We start from the raw sequence: 20552 nt of genomic DNA, 5'->3' as shown, positions 1-20552 counted from the left end.
GCTGTCACAGCGCTGCGTCTCCATCCTTGCCCAACGCTTCCAGATAAGTGCGGTAATGCAACTGCCCGATCCGTGGCCAGTCGCGCTGCGAGAGATCCGGTACCGGCCCGCGCGGTGCAGCACGCACCTTATCCAGCATGCCGGCCAGCAGTGCGGCATCGAACTCGCCTTCATACAGGAACACCCAACCGGAGCCGACTTCCTCGGCAATAGCTGCATTCGATTCGCTCCACGGCGCCAGCACCGGGCGCGCCAGCGACAACGCCAGCAACAAGGTGCCGGAGTTATGCATCTGCCGATACGGCAATACCACAAGTTCGGCCGCGCTGACTTCGCGCGCCAGCACCGGCTCTTCCACATAGGCCAGCAATGCGCTGATCCGCGGGTCCCGCGCGCAAGCGTCTTCTACCAAGGTGCGCATCTGCGGCGTGGCCGGGTTGCCGACGATACGCAGACTGACACGCGCATCGTCGACCTCGCGCATGACCTCCAGCAAAGTTTCGACGCCTTTGTACGGGCGGATCAGCCCAAAGTGCAGCAGCCGCCCGGGCACCGTGCTGCCCTGCTCCATGGTCGCGAACCAGTCGCGATAATGGCCGTGCAGAATCGTATCGGTGAACGGCGGACGTGGCGGTGTGGTCGCATTGATGCGAATCCAGCGCCGCGTCAGCCGGTCGATCCAGCGCAGCAGGCTACGTTCGCGCCAGCCGCGGTCCTCATGCGGCGCAAGATTGTGCAGGGTACGCACCACCGGCGTGCCGGTCAGCTGCAACTTGAGCAACAACAGCGCGGCGCAGACCTGCTTGGCCAGCGTGCCGGCGGCGGTCGGATGGCGCAGCAGGTACTCGGGCCAATGCAGATGCAACACGTCGTAACGCGACAGCAATGCATCGCGCATCGAAAAGAAACGCGGATGCACTGCGGCAGGCAGCGCGTCGTAGAGCTGGGTCAGGTACGGGTTGGTGTTGGCATTGGGCTTTTCGGTGGAAAACAGCACCGTCACCTGCGGCTGTGTTGCCGCATGCGTCGTCGGCGCAGAAGCCAGCGCGCTCATCGCACAGCCTCCTGCACGCGCGGAATGCCCAACGCATCGTGGTATTCGTCGACGTAGCGCCCGACCACGTGCTTCCAGTCATAACGGCTCACATAGGCCATGGACGCCGAGCGACGGGTGTCGAAATCGCTGTCGGACTGCAATGCAAGCGCCTGCACCTGGTCTGCTGCTGCTTCGATTCTGTCGCGGCTGACGATCACGCCCTGGCCCGATCCGCTGGCGAGCCGCACGAACGGCGGGATATCGCTGAGGATCGGAATCAGGCCCGCACTCATCGCTTCCACCGCTGCGATACCAAAGCCTTCATGCCGCGACAGGCACACGAAAAACTGCGCCTGCTGCATCAATGCACGCAACTGATCCTGCGAGGGCGACATGCTCAGCTGCACCTTGTCCTGCAGCCCGCGCTCGGCAATTGCCTTGCGCAGATCAGCCTCGTTCAGATCGTACTCGCGGCCGGCAATGATCAGACGCCAGTGCGGGTCGCGCTTGAGCGCTGCCTGCAACAGCTCCAGGGTTTCGATCAGCCCCTTGTTGACCGACCACCGCCCGAAATACAGCATGGTCCGCCCGGGCGCGGCCGCTCCCTGCCCCGCATATTTCTCTACATCCACACCGTTTTCGATCACCCGCAGCCGCGCCGGTGCCACCACCTTGGCGAACAGATCGCCATCGTTTTCGCTGGTGGCGATCACGCGCGCATAGGCCAGTGCCGAGGTGCGCGTGAGCGTCTGGAACCACAACTGTTTCATGCGCGATGCGTAGGCGGTATGGAAAAACCCGCCGTGCGTGGACACCACCATCGGCTTGCCGTGCAGCGGCTTGGTCAATGCCAGATAGTCGTAAAAAAAGTCGATGCCATGCAGATGCACAACATCGGCCGAACGAATCGCACCGAGCACCGACGGCGCCAGCGGGTAGCGCGACGAGCCGCGATAGCCAATTCGCCGGATCGGCAGTCCTTGATGCATGTCCTGCGCCGAAAGCTGCGCATCGGGATCGGTGAACACACGATCCAGCGTCACCACCTCGACCGTATCGGCGCTAGTGGCTTGATGTTGGCGGGCAACATTGAGAACGACCTCTTCCATGCCCCCGATCGAAGGATGGAATTGGCGGACGACATGCACCACTTTCATTACGCCACTCTCCTTTGCCAGCGGCGCGCACCCAGTTGCTGCGACGGCTGATGATTCTGAAAACTCGTCATTTGCGTTTCAAACCCAACATCCACGGCGCGATCGGCACCAGCACCGCGCGCATCGGCACGCTTGCAGCAATCGCGAAGGCGCTCAGCCCCAACGCCCAGGCAGGTGTCCCGATTGCGCTACGTGCGATCAGGCCCGTACGCGCCACTACGCTGGTGGCCACCAAGAAAACCAGTGTATGCGTGCACAGGATCAACAAGGTGTTGGTACCAATCCATTGCACCCAGCGAAGATGCCGAATGAAATAGGCGACGCAAAACGTCATCGCCGTTCCTAGCAGACTGACCAGCAGGAAGACGGCAGCCGACTGCCCGAACTGCAGGTTGTTCACGTCCGCCTGCCCGTTCCACCCGGCCAGCCACCACCACAGCGCAGCCAATGGCCACAACGCAAGCGCCCACACCTGCGCGCGCAGTGATCGCAGCGCATCGGCGAACCGCGACAGCCAGCCGCCAACTGCAATGAAGAACAGCGCCACCGGCAGCACATCCAGCGCAAGCGGCAAACGCTGCTGCAGCGAAGGGAACCAGCCCGCCCACGCCAGCGCCATTGGCAGACTGATCGCAGCCACCGCAGCCGCACTCAATCGCGCACGCAACGCAATGTAAGCCAGCGTTGTGACAAATAGCGCGGGCAGAAACCACAGCGCCGGAAGCACATACAGGCGTGACCCATTGGCCCACAGCAATCCCGTGAGCGGATGCCACCACGGGCGCGCCTGCGGATGCCCGGCATGCCCATCGATCGCAGCAGTCAACAACCACAGCGCATAGGCCACCATGAAAAAAGCGAGAGATGGCACCAGCAAGGTGCGCGCCAGCTTTGCAACGGATTCCACCGTCAATGCCCGATGTCCAAAACGCTCGCCAACCCAGCCCGACAACACGAAAAACAGCGGCACGTGGAAGCTGTAAGCGAACAGCTTGTACGCTGGCGGCATGCCGCTGGCATGGCCCAGCACCACCAGCGCGATGGCCAACGCCTTGGCGGCGTCGATCTGCCAGTCGCGCGTCCGCGCAGGCGCGGTTTTGGCGTCCGCCGGGTGATGCGCACGCACAACGTGCGGTGGAGAGAATTCGCGTGTCATGCCAATGCGCCGCTCATGCCGCCACCCGGCGCGCACCCAGCGCCCACGGGGCGAAGCGCATCAAGATCCAACGCAGCGGCACGCTGGCGGCCAATGCGAACAGCGTGACAAAGACTGCCCAGCCGAGCCCCGGACGCGCACCGCCGAATCCACCTGCCAAGGCAGCGACACCGGAGAGCACGAAGAACACCAACATGTGCGTACAAAGAATCAGCAAGGTGTTGCGGCCGATCCACTGCAGCCACGCCCAGCGCTGTACCAGCCGCGCCGCGCAGATCACCATCAACGAACCAAGCAACGCGCTGACGAGGAACAGCGCGTGGTCGTGTCCGAATTCGAGCATGTTGACGTCGATTCGCCCATTGGCTTGGGCCAGCCAGGCCACTGCCAATGCCAACACGACCGTCGCCAGAGCGCTGCCGGCCAGGGAGGTTGGCAGGCGTGGCGAGACGTAGACCAGCAGGGCGCCCAATGCGTAAAAGCAAAGCGACACCGGTAGCACGTCCAAACCGAAAAAAATCCGCACGTGCTGGGCAGGGAACCAGTTCATCCAGAACCATGCCACGAGTAATACCAGCCCTGCGATCAGTATCGGCGACATCAGGCGGCGCAATACCATGTAACTCACCACGGTCACCAACATGACGGGCAGAAACCACAGCGGAGGCTGCACATACAGGTCCGGGCCGATGCCGGTGAACATCGCCACGATGGGCTCCCACCACGGATGACTTCCCCAGCGCGCCGCCTTTTCGCCGATATTGCGGGTCAACAGCCAGTACGCATAGCCGAGCAGGTAGAACGTGACATACGGCAGCAGCAGGCTGCGTGCCTGTTTGCTGATCGTCTGCGTCAGGCCGGTATTTCGCGAGGCATAACCCCCTGCCAACCAACCCGACACAAGGAAAAACAGCGGCACATGGAAGCTGTAGGCGAACAAGGTCATGCCATGTGGGACGCCCTTGGCGTGACAGAACACCACTAGCAGGATCGCGATGGCCTTGGTGGCATCGATGCGCGGATCGCGGACGCGACCGCTGGTTGCAACCTGCGCGTCGGCCGGCAAAGCCGACGGCGATGCCGGCATTGCCGACACGCTCATCGTGCCGCTCCCGCAGGCAATGGCAACTGCGCGCCAGCTGCCGTTGGATCGTCCTTGATCAGAGCAGTCTGCGTGCCGGACGCAGACCAGGTCGGCAGCATGTGCCACATGCAACCACAGACAAACCACCACAACGCCGAGGTCTTGATCGAGAAGTAGCCGTTGGAGACAAGCAGACTCAGGGCGAACGCAAAGATCGCCAGGTTCTTGAACAACTGACCTTCCTTGCTCGGCATCAGCAGCAGGAACGAATAGGCCAACAAGAAGGCCAGCACGCCCACGATCGATTGCGATGCGATGAAGTACGAAATGCCGCTGTCGAAGTAGCGATACGCCTGCGCAAAATCCAGCCCCATCCAAGACTCGAACGACAGGTTATTCATCGAATAAACGGTGAAGAACACACGCCCCATCGTGGTGTCCTGGTACGCGGTGATGCCCGTGACCCAGACCAGCAGCCATGCGCTCATGATCACCAGCAGGAACACCAGGAAGGCCAGCCGCTGATCCAGCCGTTTCAATAGCGGCGTCAGCAGCACCATCAAAACACAGGTGCCCGCCGCCAATCGTCCGTCTGAGGCCACGATCATGAAGCCGATCAACCCCACTGACAGGATCAGCGCCGCCGGTCGCATCCAACGCCAGAAAACCAGCACGATCGCGGTGAAGAAGCAGATGTAATTGCCCATCGTCACCGGCTCGATGAACATCGAGGAGGCGCGCGGCAGATTGGAGCCCGGCAGGAAGTTACGCTCGCCCGGCCGGGTGGCACTGACGAACAGATTACTGTCTTCGTTCCAAAAGCCTTCGGCGCTCATGCCGCGCGCGTTGACGAAGAAGCTCTTCGGATTGATCAGATCGCCGTATTTGACCGGCATCGCCAGTTCGAATGCAGCAACCAGCGACACGATGATGGTCATGCGGATGAACAGCTTGGACACCGAACCGGTGTAGGCAGAGCCAAGCACGACGAAGGCGAACACCACCAGGGCGTCGCGGAAGAACTTGGGATCGATCTGCCAGTTCACTAAAAATCGCACGAACATCAGCGTGACGATCAACCCGAGTCCGCTGACGATCAGGGCAATGCGCTTGCGGCTCAGCGCGCCCAGGCCAAGCAGGAAGCAGGCCGCGTAGACCATGAACTCGACCGCGTAGGTGATCACCGGTCGCACGGTGAACACGTTCGCGTTGATGAACGCAAGCACCAGGTTGTAACCAACGCCGACCAGCAAGGTCAGCTCGATCAGCAGGTTATGCCAGCGCACGCGAGTTTCCTCGCTCATTCGAATCAACATGCACATGCCTGCCTGAAAGGAGCGGCCGCAATGCAGCCGCCCGCGGCGCCGGACGCGCCAGCTCGCACGCTCCCCACCGTCATCAGTACGCGGTCTTCTGTCCGAGCACGCGTACTGCGGTCAGCACGATGATGCGGATATCCAGCCACAACGACCAACGGCGGATGTAATCGAGGTCGTATTGGATACGCTTCTTCATCGTCCGCAGTTCCGGGGTCTCGCCTCGGAAACCGTTCACCTGCGCCCAGCCGGTGATGCCAGGCTTGACGTAGTGACGCTGCATGTAATGGTTGATCAGCTTTTCATAATGCGTATTGTGCTGCGCAGCGTGCGGACGGGGGCCCACGATCGACATGCTGCCGCCCAGCACGTTGAAGATCTGCGGCAATTCGTCCAGGCTGCTGCGGCGCAGAAATGCACCGAAGCGCGTGATACGTGCGTCGTTCTTGGTCGCCTGCTGGATCGTCGTGCCGTGGTCGTCGTGCACACGCATCGAGCGGAACTTGAACATGTAGAACTCGCGGCCACCCAGTCCATGACGGCGCTGACGGAAGAACACCGGGCCCGGCGAGCTCAACTTGACGCCCACTGCAATGGCGGCCATCAGCGGCCACAGGCCAAGCAGCGCGATCACGGCCAGGATCTTGTCCTGCAACGCCTTGGCCACCACGAAGTAATTGTCGCGGTCCACGCCGCCCTGGCGCAGATTGATCACCGGCACGTTGCCGATCTGTTCGCCGGACTGGTTAAGCAGACCGAAATCGAACAGGTCGGGCACCAGCTTGACGTTGATCGGGTAACGGTCCAGGCGCTGTAACAGCTGCTTGATGTGGTCGCGTTCGCCCAGCGGCAGCGAGATCCACACCTGCTCGACCTGGTTTTCCTTCAGATAGTCCATCAACGCGTCCGGCTCGCCCAGGCACGGCAGCGACTGACGCTGTTCGGTCACGGCAATGTCGTAGGGGGTGCGGAAATAACCGACCAGGTTCATGCCGACCCACGAGTTACGGCTCAGGTAGTGATTGATTTTCATCACCGGGTGACGCAACCCCACCACCACCACACGTTGCACGTCCACGCCTTGAGTACGCAGGTGGTTCAGGAAGCCGCGCAGCACCGTGCGTGCCGCCACCAGCGAGGCCAGGCCGCCGACGAACCACAAGCCGATCCAACCGCGCGACACCTGCTCGCCCACCTGCACGATCAGTGCATGCACGGCAAACAGCGCGAATACACCGCCGAAGGCACCGCCCAGCACCAGCAGTTCGCTCAACAAGCCACGGCCGCGCCAGCTGCGATACAACGGGAACAGCGCAAAGCAGATCACCGAGTACAGCAGCGTGGTGGCGATCGCCAACCGATACGGCGCTGCCGGCACCCAGGAGCCAAACACGATGCGATAAGCGACCAGACCGGACACCACAACCATGGTAAGGTCGAACACACGCAGAACCAGATCGGCCGCAGCCGAATATTTGGACAACAATCGCGGCGAGGAAGTTGTGTAAGTCGCGCTACTCAAGTCTGCCAAAAGCATGGGGATGTCCTCCAAACTCGATACGACGCATGCGGGGGAACATGCGAATCGCACGCGAGCTTTCAATCATCTCCGTCAAGCGATCACCGCGGTAAAACCTACCGACCCCAGATCACTCGACAGCCCTTTGTTTCAACAGAGACAAACTTTCAAACGAAGGAGCCCGAAACATACGGGATCCCACCTTTTCCACACTGAATCAGTTGTCACTTTAATTAACCATCGTTTTGCAACATCACGATGTCAGTCCAACCGCGTCCGTGGTTCGTTGACACGCATGAAGTACCGCACCAGAGCCACAGCCAAGCCTAGGAATACGCCAAAGATCAGGCCTAACGCGAGGTTCAATTTCAGTTTCGGCGAAGTCTTCGACGTAGGCACATCTGCGGTATCGACGATGGTCACGTTGTTGGCGCCGACATTGCCTGCTACACCGATTTCTTTGTAGCGCTGAAGAAGCGCATCGTAGAGCTGACGGTTGGTATCGACGTCGCGCTTGAGCATGTTGTATCGAATGCTGCGGCCCTGCAGATCCAGCTCGTTGTTCCGCAAACCGGCGATGCGCTCGTTGAGCAACTGCTCCTGATGCACCGACGCATCGTAGGTCGCCTTCAGCGACTGGCGCACGTTGACGACCTCGCCATTGATCTGCCGGCGCGACTCTTCGATTTGCGCCTTCAGCCGCTGCATTTCCGGGTAGTCCGGCTTGAAGGTCGGTAGCTTCTGCTGGTACTCGGTGGTGAGACGCACCTGCTCGCTACGCAGGCTCTGGATCAACGGACTACTGAGCACCTGTGGCAACGACATGCCATCGCCACTGGCTGCCTGGCGCCAGGCGGCCTCGGCCTTGATTCGGGCATCCTGCGCAGAAGCCAGCAAGGCGTTGAGATCGGTCAGGTTCTGTGCCGGCAACGAAGGTTTGTCGTCGCCCACCGATACAATCTGCTCATCGGTCGAGTACGCAACCAGCGACTTCTCCGAGTCCTCGACCTTGCTGCGCAACTGCTCCAGCCGCTCGGCAAGGAACTTGGTCGCGAACGAGGACGCCTTCATGCGGCGTTCCTGCGTACTGATGATGAACATCTTTGCGTACGTGTTGGCGATCTTGGCCGACAGCACCGGGTCCGGCGAATCGTAATTGACGTAGACCAGCCGCGAATTGAGGATGGGCTCCACCACCAGACCGGCCAGCAACGTATCGATGAGGCTGCGCTCGATGATCGCCTGACGCGAATCAACCGATTTGCCCGCTTCGGGATTCTTCGCAGCAGCCTTTTCCAGCGCCTCGTCCAACTGGTCCTTGAATGCAGGCTCCTTGTCGAGCTTGGCTTCGCGGATCACTGCACACGCCAGCGAACGGCTCTGCAGCAGCTGATACTGAGTCTGGTAGAAATCGCGATCCTGTGGCGACTCCACCGGCATCAGGTTGTCGACGTTCACCACGTTCAGCGAATCGCGTTCGATCTGCAGCGTGCTGGTCGCGCGGTACTTCTCCGGCATCAGCAGCGTGATGGCCAGCGCCAGCAGCAATGCGGCCAGTGTGATCGCGATAATCAACCAACGCTGCGATACCAGGGCGCACCAGTAGTCGAGCAACCCCACATCGGCAAGTTCGAGATGCCTATGACGCTGCGACGAGGAGGAACGATTGTCTGAATTCATGCTCATCGGTAAGCGCGCCACACCATCACAAGAGGAGTCAGTTCCAGCATGGTGCGCAACCACACGCGCGCATCCGAACGGTACACCACGACGATGTCGCCGCCATAAATCTCGGGATCCGGGTTGGTCCCCTTCTCGATTTCGGTCAGGTCGAACCGCGCGAGCATCTTCTGCCCGTTGACCATGCGGAACACGATGACATTGCCACGGCTGGCGACCGTACTCACGCCCTTGGCCTGCGCAATGGCTTGCTGCAAGGTCAGGTTGGCGCCGATCACCGGATAAATGCCCGGCTCGTCGACCGCTCCGGTCACGGTGACGCGACGGCCGTTGGATTCCTGCACGAACACCGACACCTGCGGATTTTGCAGATAGCCGTTGCGGTACCGGTCGGCCACCATCTTTTCCAGCTCACCGACGCCCATGCCGGCCGCATTCACATCGCCAATCAGCGGCAACGAAATGTGGCCGTTCTGATCGATACGGACCTGACGCTCCAGATCGTCGATCTGGAACACCTTGACCAGCAACAGGTCGCCTGGCGAGAGCCGATACTCGGGCTGCACTGCCGACATTGCAAGCGGGTCAGGCAGCGGCAACGACGTCGCCATGTCTTTACCGGTGCTGCAAGCGCCCAGTGTTATCGAGCAGATCAACGCCAGGCTGAGCGCTTGGCAAAATCGTCCGATCAGTTTCTTCATGCGTGTGGCTGGCTGCCTCGGTTGGGTGGGACAGGAGCTCGCGCAGCATTCAACCGGCCAAATACGCCAGCACGAACGTACGACAAGAGAGTTCATCCCAAGACATCGGGATCACGACAGGTAAGACGTGTTGCACTGCACTATGGCACAGAAAAATCGCACCGCAAGAGACCGCACGCCATTTTTTTGACAGCGTTGGCCTATTGATTCAAGTTCGTCGATACCGCGTTAACGAACGGTGATCCACATTTGAATCCAGGAAAAATGTTTCGTAATGTTTTCGGACACTTAGCACCATTGCGTGATCCAAGTCCATAACGAACCGGACCGCAAAAAATCGGACGCTAGCGCGCCGCTCATGCTGCATCGCGATATGCCGATATGCATACTCACCCAGCCGACCGCAGCCACAAAAATGCAGTGTTGCGATGCAACAAAAAGCCCATGACATGACGTCATGGGCTTGATGTTTGGTCGGGGTAGCCGGATTCGAACCGACGACCACTAGTCCCCCAGACTAGTGCGCTACCAGGCTGCGCTATACCCCGAAGATGTTGCGTTCCGCCACGAGGGCGGGCCGCTATTATAGCGGCTTTGTGAAACGTTTTCCTAGCGGCGCAGCAGTTGCAGGACTTCTTCCAGCTCCATGCGTACCTGCTTGATGATCTGATTGCTCAGCGCCGACTCGCTCTTGGCGCTATCGCCTTCCAGACGCAAGCGCGCTCCGCCAATGGTGTAGCCCTGCTCGTACAGCAGTCCGCGGATCTGACGCACCATTAGCACGTCATGGCGCTGGTAGTAGCGTCGGTTGCCGCGCCGCTTGACCGGCTCCAGGCTGGGAAACTCGGTTTCCCAATAGCGCAGCACATGCGGTTTGACGTCGCACAGCTCGCTCACCTCACCAATGGTGAAATAGCGCTTGGCCGGGATCGGCGGTAGCTCGCGATTACTGCCCGGGTCCAGCATAAGCCTCCACCCGTTCCTTGAGTTTTTGGCCGGGGCGGAACGTCACCACCGTCCGTGCCGAAATCGGAATTTCTTCGCCGGTCTTGGGATTGCGACCGGGCCGTTGGTTCTTGCGCCGCAGATCGAAGTTGCCGAAACCCGACAGCTTCACCTGACGACCCTGCTCCAGCGCATCGCGCAGCACATCGAAGAACGCGTCAACAAATTCCTTTGCCTCACGCTTGTTCAGACCGACCTCGTCGAACAGACGTTCGGCCATCTCCGCTTTCGTCAATGCCATGCCAATCCCCTGGTTACCGCCTCAACTCCGGATCCGGGCGCGATGCGCGCGCTCAATTACGGTCACCACATCTGTGACGACTGCATCGACGTCCCGGTCGGTGAGAGTGCGCGAGTTATCCTGCAAAATCAAGCCCATAGCCAGACTCTTGAAACCTGGCTCGACACCCTGCCCGACATAGCGGTCGAACAATTGCACCTCACGCAACAATGGCCCGACCGTGGTGCGCACGCTGGCCGACACTGCCGCCCAGCTCACCTCGTCGGGCACCAGGAAGGCCAGATCGCGCCGCACCGAGGGAAAACGCGACAGCTCGCCGGCGCGCGGTAGGATCCGCTGGACCAAGGGCGTCAGCTGCAACTCGAATGCAACCACGTCCACGTTGATGTCCAGGGCCTTGGCCAGACGTGGATGCACCTGCCCGATCCAGCCGATACAGGCGCCGTCGCGATAGATATCGGCCGACCGGCCCGGGTGCCCGAACGGCTGTGTCGACGGCTGGAACTCCAGCTGCGCGCCACTGGCCACAGCTAGCGTCATCAGGTCACCCTTCAAATCATGGAAATCCACCTTGCGCGCTGTCTCGCCCCACTGCAGCGCCAGTGCATCGCCGCATACCGCCGCGGCAACGTGCTGCGATTCCTCGGGTGCTGCACCGGCATCGGCCGCAGCCGCGAAGACCTTGCCCAGCTCGAATAAACGCACCCGCCCAGCCTGCCGTGCAGCATTGCGGCCCAACGTGGCGACCAGGCCGGGCAGCAGGCGCGGACGCATGATCGCCAACTCCGCACTGAGCGGGTTTGCCAGGGGCACCAGGCGTTCGGTGAGCTGCCAACGCTCCAGCAAGACTGCATCGACGAAGGCGTAATTGATGGTTTCCTGCAGCTCGCGCGCCACCAGTTGGCGCCGCACGCTGAGCTCGTCCAGCTGGGTCTCGCTCGGCATCGCGATGCGACTGGCACCGCCCGGCAGCGTGGTCGACACCCGGTCGTAACCGTGGATCCGCGCCAGCTCTTCAATGAGATCTTCTTCGATGGCGATGTCGAAGCGACGGCTAGGCGCCATCACTTCCCAGCCGTCGGCAACCGCCTCGACGTGCATGCCGAGCGCACGCAGCATGCGCACGACGTCGGCATCGTCGATCTGGATACCGAGCACGCGTGCAATGCGCGCGCGGCGCAAGCCGATGCGCGCCGGCTGCGGCAGATGCTCCGGCAGCTGCGCATGCACCACCGGGCCAGGCGTACCGCCGGCCAGTTCCAGCACCAGGCGCGTCGCCACCTCAATTGCCTGCGGCGGCAGTGCCGGATCCACGCCACGCTCGAAGCGGTGCCCGGCATCGGTATGCAGGCCGAGTTTGCGGCCACGACCCATGATGGCCGCAGGGTCGAAGTACGCCGACTCCAGAAACACATTGCGGGTAGTTTCGGTGACGCGCGTGTCCAGTCCGCCCATCAACCCGGCCAATGCAACCGGACGCCCGGCATCGGTGATGGTCAGGAAGCTGTCGTCCAGCGTGACCTGGCGCCCATCCAGCAGCGCCAGCTGCTCGCCGGCGCGGGAGCGGCGCACGCTGATCGGACCCTGCAAGGTCTCCAGGTCGAACGCGTGCATCGGCTGGCCCAGCTCCAGCATCACGTACTGGGTGATGTCCACCAGCAGCGACACCGGACGCACGCCGCTGCGGCGTAGCCGCTCGGCCAGCCACACCGGCGTCTTGGCAGCCGGGTCGATCCCTTCGATCACACGACCGCAATAGCGCGGCGCATCCTTACCGGCGCCCAGTTCCACTGCCAGCGTGCGCATGGACACCGGCGCCACGGCACCGGCGTCGAACGCCACCACTTCGCTGGCGCACGCGGCGGCCACGTCGAAGGCGATGCCGCGGACGCTGAAACAATCGGCGCGATTGGGCGTGAGCTTGATCTCGATGCTGGCATCGGGCAGCCTCAGATACTCGGCCAGCGCCTGCCCAATCGGCGCATCGTCCGGCAACTCGAACAGGCCCGACGCGTCGCTGTCCAGACCGAGTTCCTTGGCCGAACACAACATGCCGTTGGACGCCACACCGCGCAGCTTGGCCGCAGTGATCGTCAGCTCGCCGAGCTTCGCACCGACCAGCGCCAACGGCGCCACCAGACCCGCACGTGCATTCGGCGCACCACACACGATCTGCAGCAACTCGCCCTGCCCGGCATCGACGCTGCAAACCTGCAGACGATCGGCTTCGGGATGACGGACCGCCTCGACGATACGCGCCACCACCACTTGACCAAGCAACTCGCCCAGCGGCGTGACCTCTTCGACTTCCAGACCGATCGCCGTCAGCGTCGCGGCCAGTTCGTCGCGCGTGGCCTGGATCGGAACGTGGCTGCGCAGCCAATTTTCAGAGAATTTCATGAGAGGCCGGGATTGGGGATTCGGGATTAGCTAAAACGCATCGACGGAGTCTGGGGCGGGCCGGGGCGCCGTTGCGAATCCCCAATCCCGAATTCCCAATCCCCGCCGTCAGGCGAACTGCCTGAGAAAACGCACATCGTTCTCGAAGAACGCGCGCAGGTCGTTGACGCCATAGCGCAGCATCGCGAAGCGCTCCACGCCCAGGCCGAAGGCGAAGCCGGTGTAACGCTCAGGGTCGATGCCGACGCTGCGCAGCACATTCGGGTGCACCATGCCGCAGCCCAGCACTTCCAGCCAGCGCGTGCTGCCGTCGGGCTGCTGCCAGGCGATATCTACTTCCGCACCCGGCTCCACGAACGGGAAATAGCTGGGGCGGAAACGCATTTCGAAATCGCGCTCGAAGAACGCGCGCACGAACTCGGACAAGGTGCCCTTGAGGTCGGCGAAGTTGGAATGCTCGTCCACCAGCAAGCCTTCGACCTGATGGAACATCGGCGAGTGGGTCTGATCCGAATCGGAACGATACACCTTGCCGGCCGCGATCATGCGCAGCGGCGGTTTGTGCGCATCCATGTAGCGCACCTGCACGCCCGAAGTGTGGGTACGCAGCAGGCGTCCATCGCCGAAATAGAACGTGTCGTGCATCGCGCGCGCGGGATGGTGCGGCGGGAAATTCAGCGCTTCGAAGTTGTGCCAGTCGTCCTCGATTTCCGGGCCGTCCGACAGCTCGTAGCCGAGCCGGGCGAAGATTTCGACGATGCGCTCCAGCGTGCGCGTAACCGGGTGCAGGCCGCCGCGCTCGCTGCGGCGGCCCGGCAAGGTGACATCGATGCGTTCGCCTGCCAGACGGGCATCCAGCGCGGCGGTTTCCAGTGTGTGTTTGCGCTCGGCCAGCGCTGCAGTCAGCGCGTCGCGCGACAGATTGATTGCCTCGCCAGCCGCCTTGCGTTGCTCTGCCGGCAACGTACCGAGCTGCTTGAGCTGGGCGGTAATGCTGCCGCTCTTGCCCAGCAATGCGACACGCAATGCTTCCAGTTGGTCCGGCGTCTGCGCCGCGGCAACATCGGCCAGCGCACGTTCGGTCAGGGATTGAATCTCACTCATTGCACTTGCGCCTCAACTGCTAGCCGAACGGTGTTTCCGGATACACCGGAACGCATTGTCACTGCACTGACCTGTCGTCGCCCACTTGGCGGCTTCGCAAAAACGCAAAAGGGGAAGGACTCGCGCCCTTCCCCTGCATATCTGCTTTGTCCCCATCAAAAGCCGGCACACGAATGTGCAAGCCCCTACGAGAAACTACCCCTTCAAAAGTCCGCACATGGATGTGCTGGCTCCTGCAGAGGGACCCGCATTTACGCAGCCAGCGCGCCCTTTGCCTTCTCGGCCAGCGCGGCAAAGCCGGCGGCGTCGTGCACGGCGATATCGGCCAGCACCTTACGGTCCAGGGTGACACCAGCCTTGAGCAGGCCATTCATGAAACGGCTATAGCTCAAGCCGTTGATGCGGGCAGCCGCATTGATGCGGGTGATCCACAGCGAACGGAAATTACGCTTCTTCTGCTTACGGCCAATATAGGCGTACTGCTGTGCCTTGATGACCGCCTGCTTGGCAACGCGGAAGACCTTGCGGCGGGCGTTGTAGTAGCCCTTCGCCAGGGTCAGAATTTTCTTGTGGCGGCGGCGCGCCTGCACACCACGCTTTACTCGTGCCATGGTTCAGTCCTCAGAGATAGGGAAGCATACGATCGAGACGGCCTGCGTCTTCGGCACGGACGTGATTCGTCTGCCGCAGGTTGCGCTTCCGCTTGGTCGCTTTCTTCGTGAGGATGTGGCTACGGTTTGCGTGGCCGCACTTGTACTTGCCGGAGGCGGTCTTGCGGAAACGCTTGGCCGCCGCCCGGTTGCTCTTGATCTTGGGCATTGCAATGTCCTTGATGGTGTTTTGTCACTGACACGGGCGGCAGTCTTGCGACCACGCTTTCCATCCTTGCCCTTGCCTGCTTGTAAGTCCTTGATCGAACACGATCCGGACAGGTCCTGGTGCCGCTTGCACGGCGCCCCGATAAAACCGGGCCGCGCAGTCTACCCGTTACCGGGAATTGTTGCAAATCGTTGAGCTCGCGCTGCAACGGACCCGCCGGGCCCGCTGCAGCGCTGGCCGAATCGGATCCTCAGATCTTCTTCTTCGGCGCGATCATCATGACCATCTGACGCCCTTCCAGGCGCGGACGGGACTCAATGACGATGTCGTCGCCCAGATCGGCCTCGATCCGGGCCGCCATCTCGCGACCGAGCTCCTGGTGGCTCATTTCGCGGCCACGGAAGCGGATGTTGACCTTGACCTTGTCGCCCTCTTCCAGGAAACGGCGCATGTTGCGCAGCTTGATCTGGTAGTCGCCTTCGTCGGTGACCGGGCGGAACTTGAGTTCCTTGATCTCGACCTGCTTGGTCTTTTTCTTGGCCTCGTTGGCCTTTTTCTGCTGCTCGAACTTGAACTTGCCGAAATCCATGATCTTGCAGACCGGCGGATCGGCCTGCGGCTGGATTTCGACCAGATCCAGGCCTTCTTCTTCGGCCTTGGCGAGCGCTTCGTCGCGCGACAACACGCCGACCATCTCTCCGTCACTACCGATTACGCGAACGCGCGGCACACGGATTTCTTGGTTCTTGCGATTCTGTTTGTTGTCAGGGGTACTGATATTGCAATCTCCCAGAGGAATCGAACCGGCACATCCGGATCATCCAGACCGGCCGGGGTTGGCTCACGCTGCCTGCTCTGCCTGCAGACGTTCGATGAAGGCAGAGACCGTCATGGTCCCAAGGTCTTCGCCTGAACGGGTCCGCACGGCGACAGCGCCATTTTCCCTCTCACGGTCGCCGACTACGAGCAGATATGGCACGCGTTGCAGCGTATGCTCGCGAATCTTATAACCGATCTTCTCGTTACGCAAATCGGCGCTGACACGGAAGCCTTGATTTGCAAGGGTTTTCCGTACCGCCTCGACATATTCAGCCTGAGCATCGGTGATGTTGGCGACAACGACCTGCACCGGGGCCAGCCAGGACGGGAATGCTCCGGCGTGGTGTTCGATCAAAATGCCGATGAAACGCTCCATCGAGCCGACAATGGCCCGGTGCAGCATGACCGGATGCTTCTTCTGGCTGTTCTCGTCCACGTACTCGGCGCCGAGGCGGCCCGGCATCATGAAATCGACCTGCATGGTGCCCAGTTGCCAGGTGCGGCCGATGGCGTCCTTGAGGTGGTACTCGATCTTGGGGCCGTAGAAGGCGCCCTCGCCCGGCAGCTCCTGCCATTCCACCCCGCACACGCCCAGCGCGCTACGCAGCGCGGCTTCGGCCTTGTCCCAGGTGGCGTCGTCGCCCAGGCGCTTTTCCGGACGCAGCGCAATCTTGATCTGGATGTCGTCGAAGCCGAACGCGGTGTAGACCGCCAGCGCCTGCTGGTGGAAGGCGGTGACTTCGGATTCGATCTGCGATTCCAGGCAGAACACGTGCCCGTCGTCCTGGGTGAAGCCGCGCACGCGCAGGATGCCGTGCAGCGCGCCGGAGGGCTCGTTGCGGTGGCAGGCGCCAAACTCGCCGTAGCGGATCGGCAGGTCGCGGTAGCTGTGCAGGCCCTGGTTGAACACCTGCACGTGGCCGGGGCAGTTCATTGGCTTGACTGCGTAGGTGCGCTTCTCCGACTCGGTGAAGAACATGGCGTCCTGGTAGTTGTCCCAGTGGCCGGATTTCTGCCACAGCGACACGTCCAGGATCTGCGGGCAGCGCACCTCACCGTAGCCGCTATCGCGGTAGACCTTGCGCATGTACTGCTCGACCACCTGCCACAGCGACCAGCCCTTGGGGTGCCAGAACACCAGGCCGGGCGCTTCTTCCTGCAGGTGGAACAGGTCCTGCGCCTTGCCGATGCGGCGGTGGTCGCGCTTGTCGGCTTCTTCCATGCGCAGGATGTAGGCGTCCAGCTGCTTTTTGTCGGCCCAGGCGGTACCGTAGATGCGCTGCAGCTGCTCGTTCTTGGCATCGCCGCGCCAGTAGGCGCCGGAGATGCGGGTCAGCTTGAACGCCTTGAGGAAGCGCGTGTTGGGTACGTGCGGGCCGCGGCACATATCCACGTATTCCTGGTGGTAGTACAGGCCCATCGCGGTGATGTCCTCGGACATGTCCTCGATCAGACGCAGCTTGTACTCCTCGCCGCGCCGGGCGAATACCTCGATCACCTCGGCGCGCGGGGTGACCTTCTTGATCACGTCGTAATCCTGCGCAATCAGTTCCTGCATGCGCTGCTCGATCACCGCCATGTCTTCGGGCGTGAACGGGCGCTCGCTGTAGATGTCGTAATAGAAGCCTTCGGCGATGACCGGGCCGATCACCATCTTGACCTCTGGGTACAGCTGCTTGACCGCATGCCCGACCAGGTGCGCGCAGGAGTGGCGGATGATCTCCACGCCCTCGGCGTCCTTGGCGGTGATGATGCGCAGGCTGGCGTCATGGTCGATGACGTCGCTGGCGTCGACCAGTTGGCCGTCGACCTGGCCGGCGATGGTGGCCTTGGCCAGGCCGGCGCCGATCGACTGGGCGACCTGCATGACCGAGACGGGGGATTCGAATTCGCGGCGGCTGCCGTCGGGGAGCGTGATGTTGATCATGGGCAAAAATGAGGTCTGGTCTGGCTGCAGCGGTCGGCTGCCATGGGAGATCTGGCCATTGCTGGTCAGGCTCGGAGGAGAATGCGGGACGTGAGGCAAGACGGCGCCATGCAGGCGCTCTGCGCGCTGGCGCAGGCAAGGATCAGCGGTGGGCGGTGGTAGTGCTCATGTCGCACGCTGGGCCGGCGCGGCGCGCGGGCCACCTTCTCGCAAGGGGTCTTGGGCGTGAATGGTAAACCAATCAGCCGCCCGCTGCGTACGGCGGCACGGCGCCGGCGGGCGCATGGCACGATGCCGGCCACTTGTCCTGCCGTTGCCGACCATGACCATCAAGGGTAAAGCCACCTCGCTGGATATCGCCTACCTGACCGGCGTGTCGCAGCCGACCGTGTCGCGCGCACTGCGCGGCAGCCCGATGGTCAACGAGGAAACCCGCAAGCGCATCCTGCGCATCGCCCGCGAGCTGAACTACAAGGTCGACAAGAACGCCTCCTCGCTACGGCTGCGCAATGCCGGCACGCTGGCACTGCTGTTCTTCGAAGACCCCATCGCCGATGACTCGCTGATCAACCCGTTCTTCCACTCGATGCTGGGCTCGATCACCCGTGCCTGCGCGCAGCAGGGCTACGACCTGCTGGTGTCGTTCCAGCAGTTGTCCAAGGATTGGCAGGCCGATTACGAAGACAGCAACAAGGCCGACGGCATCATCCTGCTGGGCTATGGCGACTACCAGGAATCGCGCCAGCGGCTGCAGCTGCTGGTCGAGCAAGGCACCCATTTCGTGCGCTGGGGCGCGGCCCTGCCCGGCCAACCGGGCATTTCGATCGGCAGCGACAATTACCAGGGCGGGCTGGACATCACCGACTATCTGCTGGCGCAGGGCTGCCGGCGCATCGCGTTTGTCGGACACGCTTCCAACCACTACCCCGAATTCGAAGAACGCTACCGCGGCCATGCCGCTGCGCTGGCGCAGCATGGCCTGGTGACCGACCCGGCGCTGCAGTTCGATGCGATCACCACCGAATTGTCTGGCTACACCGCGTGCCTGGCATTGTTGGATAGCGGCAATGCGTTCGATACGGTCTGCGCAGCCGGCGATCTGATTGCGATCGGTGCGATGCGCGCCCTGCACGAGCGCGGCCTGCGGGTGCCGCAGGACGTAGCGGTCAGCGGCTTCGACGATATTGCCTTGGCGGCATCGGTGGCGCCCGCGCTGTCGACCGTGCAGCAGGACACCAAGCAGGCCGGCACGCGCTGCTGGTGGAAAGCCTGGTTTCGCTGATTCGCGGCGAGGCGGCGCAGAGCCGCACGATTCCGGTGCGCCTGGCGCTACGCGATTCCTCGCGCAGCAGCGGGCTGCAACCGCCACGGGGATGTGCACCGTCCGGCGCAGAGACAGGCGATGCGATGACGGGCCGAGCGGCGGATGGGGCGGTCAGGCGCTGACTCGGGATTCGGGACAGCATGCCGGTTGGGTCGCGAGATCTCGCGACCCGCTGAATGCGTATTAGGAGCGCACCCAGGCGCGGCGGGGCGTTACTGGGACTGCCTCATTGCGCCCAGGTGCGCTCCTACCTGTTGCGCGCGTCGCGCGCGACCTGCTCGGCCATCTGCAGGTCGAGCTGCTTGCGCAGGGCCGGGTCGGTGATCGGCGCATCCGACAGCAGCACGCGCACGCCATGCGCCGGCACCGCTGTTGCGAAATCACGCTGCACCTGCACCTGCTCGCCACTGACCACATCGCGCCAGGCGCCAGGATGCAGGAAGCACGTCACTTAAATGGTTGCTGCGGCATCGGCCTTGTTGAGCAGCACCAACGCGGTTTGGGTTGTGCCAGCGTACTGATAGACGCGCAGAAACGCGGCTTGATCGCCGTGCAACTGCACATCGACCTGCACGCCGCGCTGCAATGCCGGGGTGTTGCGATGCACCTGGGCGATGCGCTGCAGCGGGCCGAAGATCGGACTCTGCGGTGCAGTGCGAATGCGCTCCACGCCGAAGTAATTGCGGTTGCCGGCATGTTCGGCGCGCCCGCGCATGAAGCCGATTTCCGAGCCGTAATAAATCACCGGAATGCCGCGGGCGGTGAACAACCAGTTGTGCGCATCGATAAATCCGTCATCGCTGGCATCCAGACGCGCCATGTCGTGGTTGTCGTAGAAGCTCATCAACTCGTAGGGGTTCGCATAGGACCCTTGACGCAGGAATAAGGGCGCGGCCAGTTTTTCGAAGCCGGCCTGTTGATGACCGAACACCGCGGCAAGCTGCTGTAATGACCCACTGAAACTCTGCTCAGGTGTTAGCTTTCAGAGGAGACATCGATGAGTGCAGTGATGGACGAAGAACAGATCAAGCGCTGGACGGCCCGGGGCAAGTCGGCGCTAGTGCTGGAGATCATCCAGGGCAAGACGACGGTGGCGTTGGCCAGCCGGCAGTTCGACCTGACGCCCAATGAAATCGAAGGCTGTGTCGAGGAAGGTAAGCGCGGCCTGGAGAACGCGCTGCGGGCCAAGCCCGAAGACGTGCGCGGGCAGCACGAGCGCCAGCTCAAGGATCTGCAGGAAGCCTACGGCCAAGCCATGCTGGAA

17 protein-coding genes, 1 tRNA gene and 2 pseudogenes are annotated in these 20552 nt (G+C 62.2%); 2 read left to right on the top strand and 18 right to left on the bottom strand.

Annotated elements, in window-relative coordinates:
* Positions 1–4: 4 nt before the first annotated feature.
* From XAXN_RS16450 to thrS, 17 genes are all read right to left on the bottom strand, one after another.
* Positions 5–1054: a glycosyltransferase gene (locus XAXN_RS16450; protein ID WP_054320354.1), complete on the bottom strand. Its 1050-nt coding sequence runs from the start codon at positions 1052–1054 to the stop codon at positions 5–7.
* A complete protein-coding gene (locus XAXN_RS16445) occupies positions 1051–2193 on the bottom strand; it encodes a glycosyltransferase family 4 protein (RefSeq protein ID WP_054320353.1) in 1143 nt (380 codons plus the stop codon). The genes XAXN_RS16450 and XAXN_RS16445 overlap by 4 nt, the downstream gene beginning before the upstream one ends.
* A gap of 67 nt (positions 2194–2260) precedes the next feature.
* Positions 2261–3349: an acyltransferase family protein gene (locus XAXN_RS16440; protein ID WP_054320360.1), complete on the bottom strand. Its 1089-nt coding sequence runs from the start codon at positions 3347–3349 to the stop codon at positions 2261–2263.
* 13 nt (positions 3350–3362) lie between these two features.
* Positions 3363–4451 (bottom strand): acyltransferase family protein, encoded by a 1089-nt coding sequence (locus tag XAXN_RS16435; RefSeq protein ID WP_054320352.1) that lies wholly within the window; start codon positions 4449–4451, stop codon positions 3363–3365.
* Positions 4448–5737 (bottom strand): hypothetical protein, encoded by a 1290-nt coding sequence (locus XAXN_RS16430; RefSeq protein ID WP_054320351.1) that lies wholly within the window; start codon positions 5735–5737, stop codon positions 4448–4450. Before XAXN_RS16430 ends, XAXN_RS16435 begins: the two co-directional genes overlap by 4 nt.
* Before the next feature lie 94 nt (positions 5738–5831).
* The gene (locus XAXN_RS16425) at positions 5832–7286 is read right to left on the bottom strand and encodes an undecaprenyl-phosphate glucose phosphotransferase (protein ID WP_054320350.1); all 1455 of its coding nucleotides are present in this window, start codon (positions 7284–7286) and stop codon (positions 5832–5834) included.
* Between the two features lie 243 nt (positions 7287–7529).
* Complete coding sequence (locus tag XAXN_RS16420; RefSeq protein WP_151425111.1) at positions 7530–8969, bottom strand: GumC family protein; 1440 nt, start codon at positions 8967–8969, stop codon at positions 7530–7532.
* On the bottom strand, positions 8951–9649 hold the full coding sequence (locus XAXN_RS16415) for a polysaccharide biosynthesis/export family protein (protein WP_005914015.1): 699 nt from the start codon (positions 9647–9649) through the stop codon (positions 8951–8953). Before XAXN_RS16415 ends, XAXN_RS16420 begins: the two co-directional genes overlap by 19 nt.
* 471 nt (positions 9650–10120) lie before the next feature.
* Positions 10121–10197 (bottom strand) — tRNA-Pro (locus tag XAXN_RS16410).
* Positions 10198–10258: 61 nt separating this feature from the next.
* Entirely contained in the window at positions 10259–10615 is a 357-nt protein-coding gene (locus XAXN_RS16405) for a MerR family transcriptional regulator (RefSeq protein ID WP_054320348.1), read from the bottom strand.
* Positions 10596–10895: an integration host factor subunit alpha gene (locus tag XAXN_RS16400; RefSeq protein ID WP_003466661.1), complete on the bottom strand. Its 300-nt coding sequence runs from the start codon at positions 10893–10895 to the stop codon at positions 10596–10598. The genes XAXN_RS16405 and XAXN_RS16400 overlap by 20 nt, the downstream gene beginning before the upstream one ends.
* Before the next feature lie 21 nt (positions 10896–10916).
* Complete coding sequence (gene pheT, locus XAXN_RS16395; protein ID WP_054320347.1) at positions 10917–13295, bottom strand: phenylalanine--tRNA ligase subunit beta; 2379 nt, start codon at positions 13293–13295, stop codon at positions 10917–10919.
* Positions 13296–13403: 108 nt separating this feature from the next.
* Positions 13404–14399 (bottom strand): phenylalanine--tRNA ligase subunit alpha, encoded by a 996-nt coding sequence (gene pheS, locus XAXN_RS16390; protein WP_008574581.1) that lies wholly within the window; start codon positions 14397–14399, stop codon positions 13404–13406.
* Between the two features lie 251 nt (positions 14400–14650).
* The gene (gene rplT, locus XAXN_RS16385; protein ID WP_054320346.1) at positions 14651–15010 is read right to left on the bottom strand and encodes a 50S ribosomal protein L20; all 360 of its coding nucleotides are present in this window, start codon (positions 15008–15010) and stop codon (positions 14651–14653) included.
* A gap of 10 nt (positions 15011–15020) precedes the next feature.
* Positions 15021–15218, bottom strand: a complete 198-nt coding sequence (rpmI, locus tag XAXN_RS16380) for a 50S ribosomal protein L35 (protein WP_054320345.1) — start codon at positions 15216–15218, stop codon at positions 15021–15023.
* 250 nt (positions 15219–15468) lie between these two features.
* Positions 15469–16011 carry a translation initiation factor IF-3 gene (infC, locus tag XAXN_RS16375; RefSeq protein ID WP_082861869.1) on the bottom strand — a complete coding sequence of 181 codons (543 nt, stop codon included), beginning with the start codon at positions 16009–16011 and terminating at the stop codon, positions 15469–15471.
* 48 nt (positions 16012–16059) lie between these two features.
* Complete coding sequence (thrS, locus tag XAXN_RS16370) at positions 16060–17964, bottom strand: threonine--tRNA ligase (RefSeq protein ID WP_054320343.1); 1905 nt, start codon at positions 17962–17964, stop codon at positions 16060–16062.
* Positions 17965–18286: 322 nt separating this feature from the next.
* Between thrS and XAXN_RS16365 the strand changes: the two are divergent.
* Positions 18287–19410, top strand: a pseudogene (locus XAXN_RS16365) (LacI family DNA-binding transcriptional regulator).
* Positions 19411–19535: 125 nt separating this feature from the next.
* Here XAXN_RS16365 and XAXN_RS16360 read toward each other — a convergent pair.
* A pseudogene (locus tag XAXN_RS16360) lies at positions 19536–20234 on the bottom strand (alpha-amylase family glycosyl hydrolase); the annotation flags it as partial.
* Positions 20235–20285: 51 nt separating this feature from the next.
* Here XAXN_RS16360 and XAXN_RS16355 point away from each other — a divergent pair.
* A partial coding sequence (locus XAXN_RS16355) for a hypothetical protein (RefSeq protein WP_054320342.1) occupies positions 20286–20552 on the top strand: 267 nt, incomplete at its 3' end.

This window comes from Xanthomonas axonopodis, from assembly GCF_001304695.1.
GTDB lineage: Bacteria > Pseudomonadota > Gammaproteobacteria > Xanthomonadales > Xanthomonadaceae > Xanthomonas > Xanthomonas axonopodis.
The sequence above is the reverse complement of the archived record's forward strand: the minus strand, read 5'-3'. Positions and strand labels throughout refer to the sequence as shown.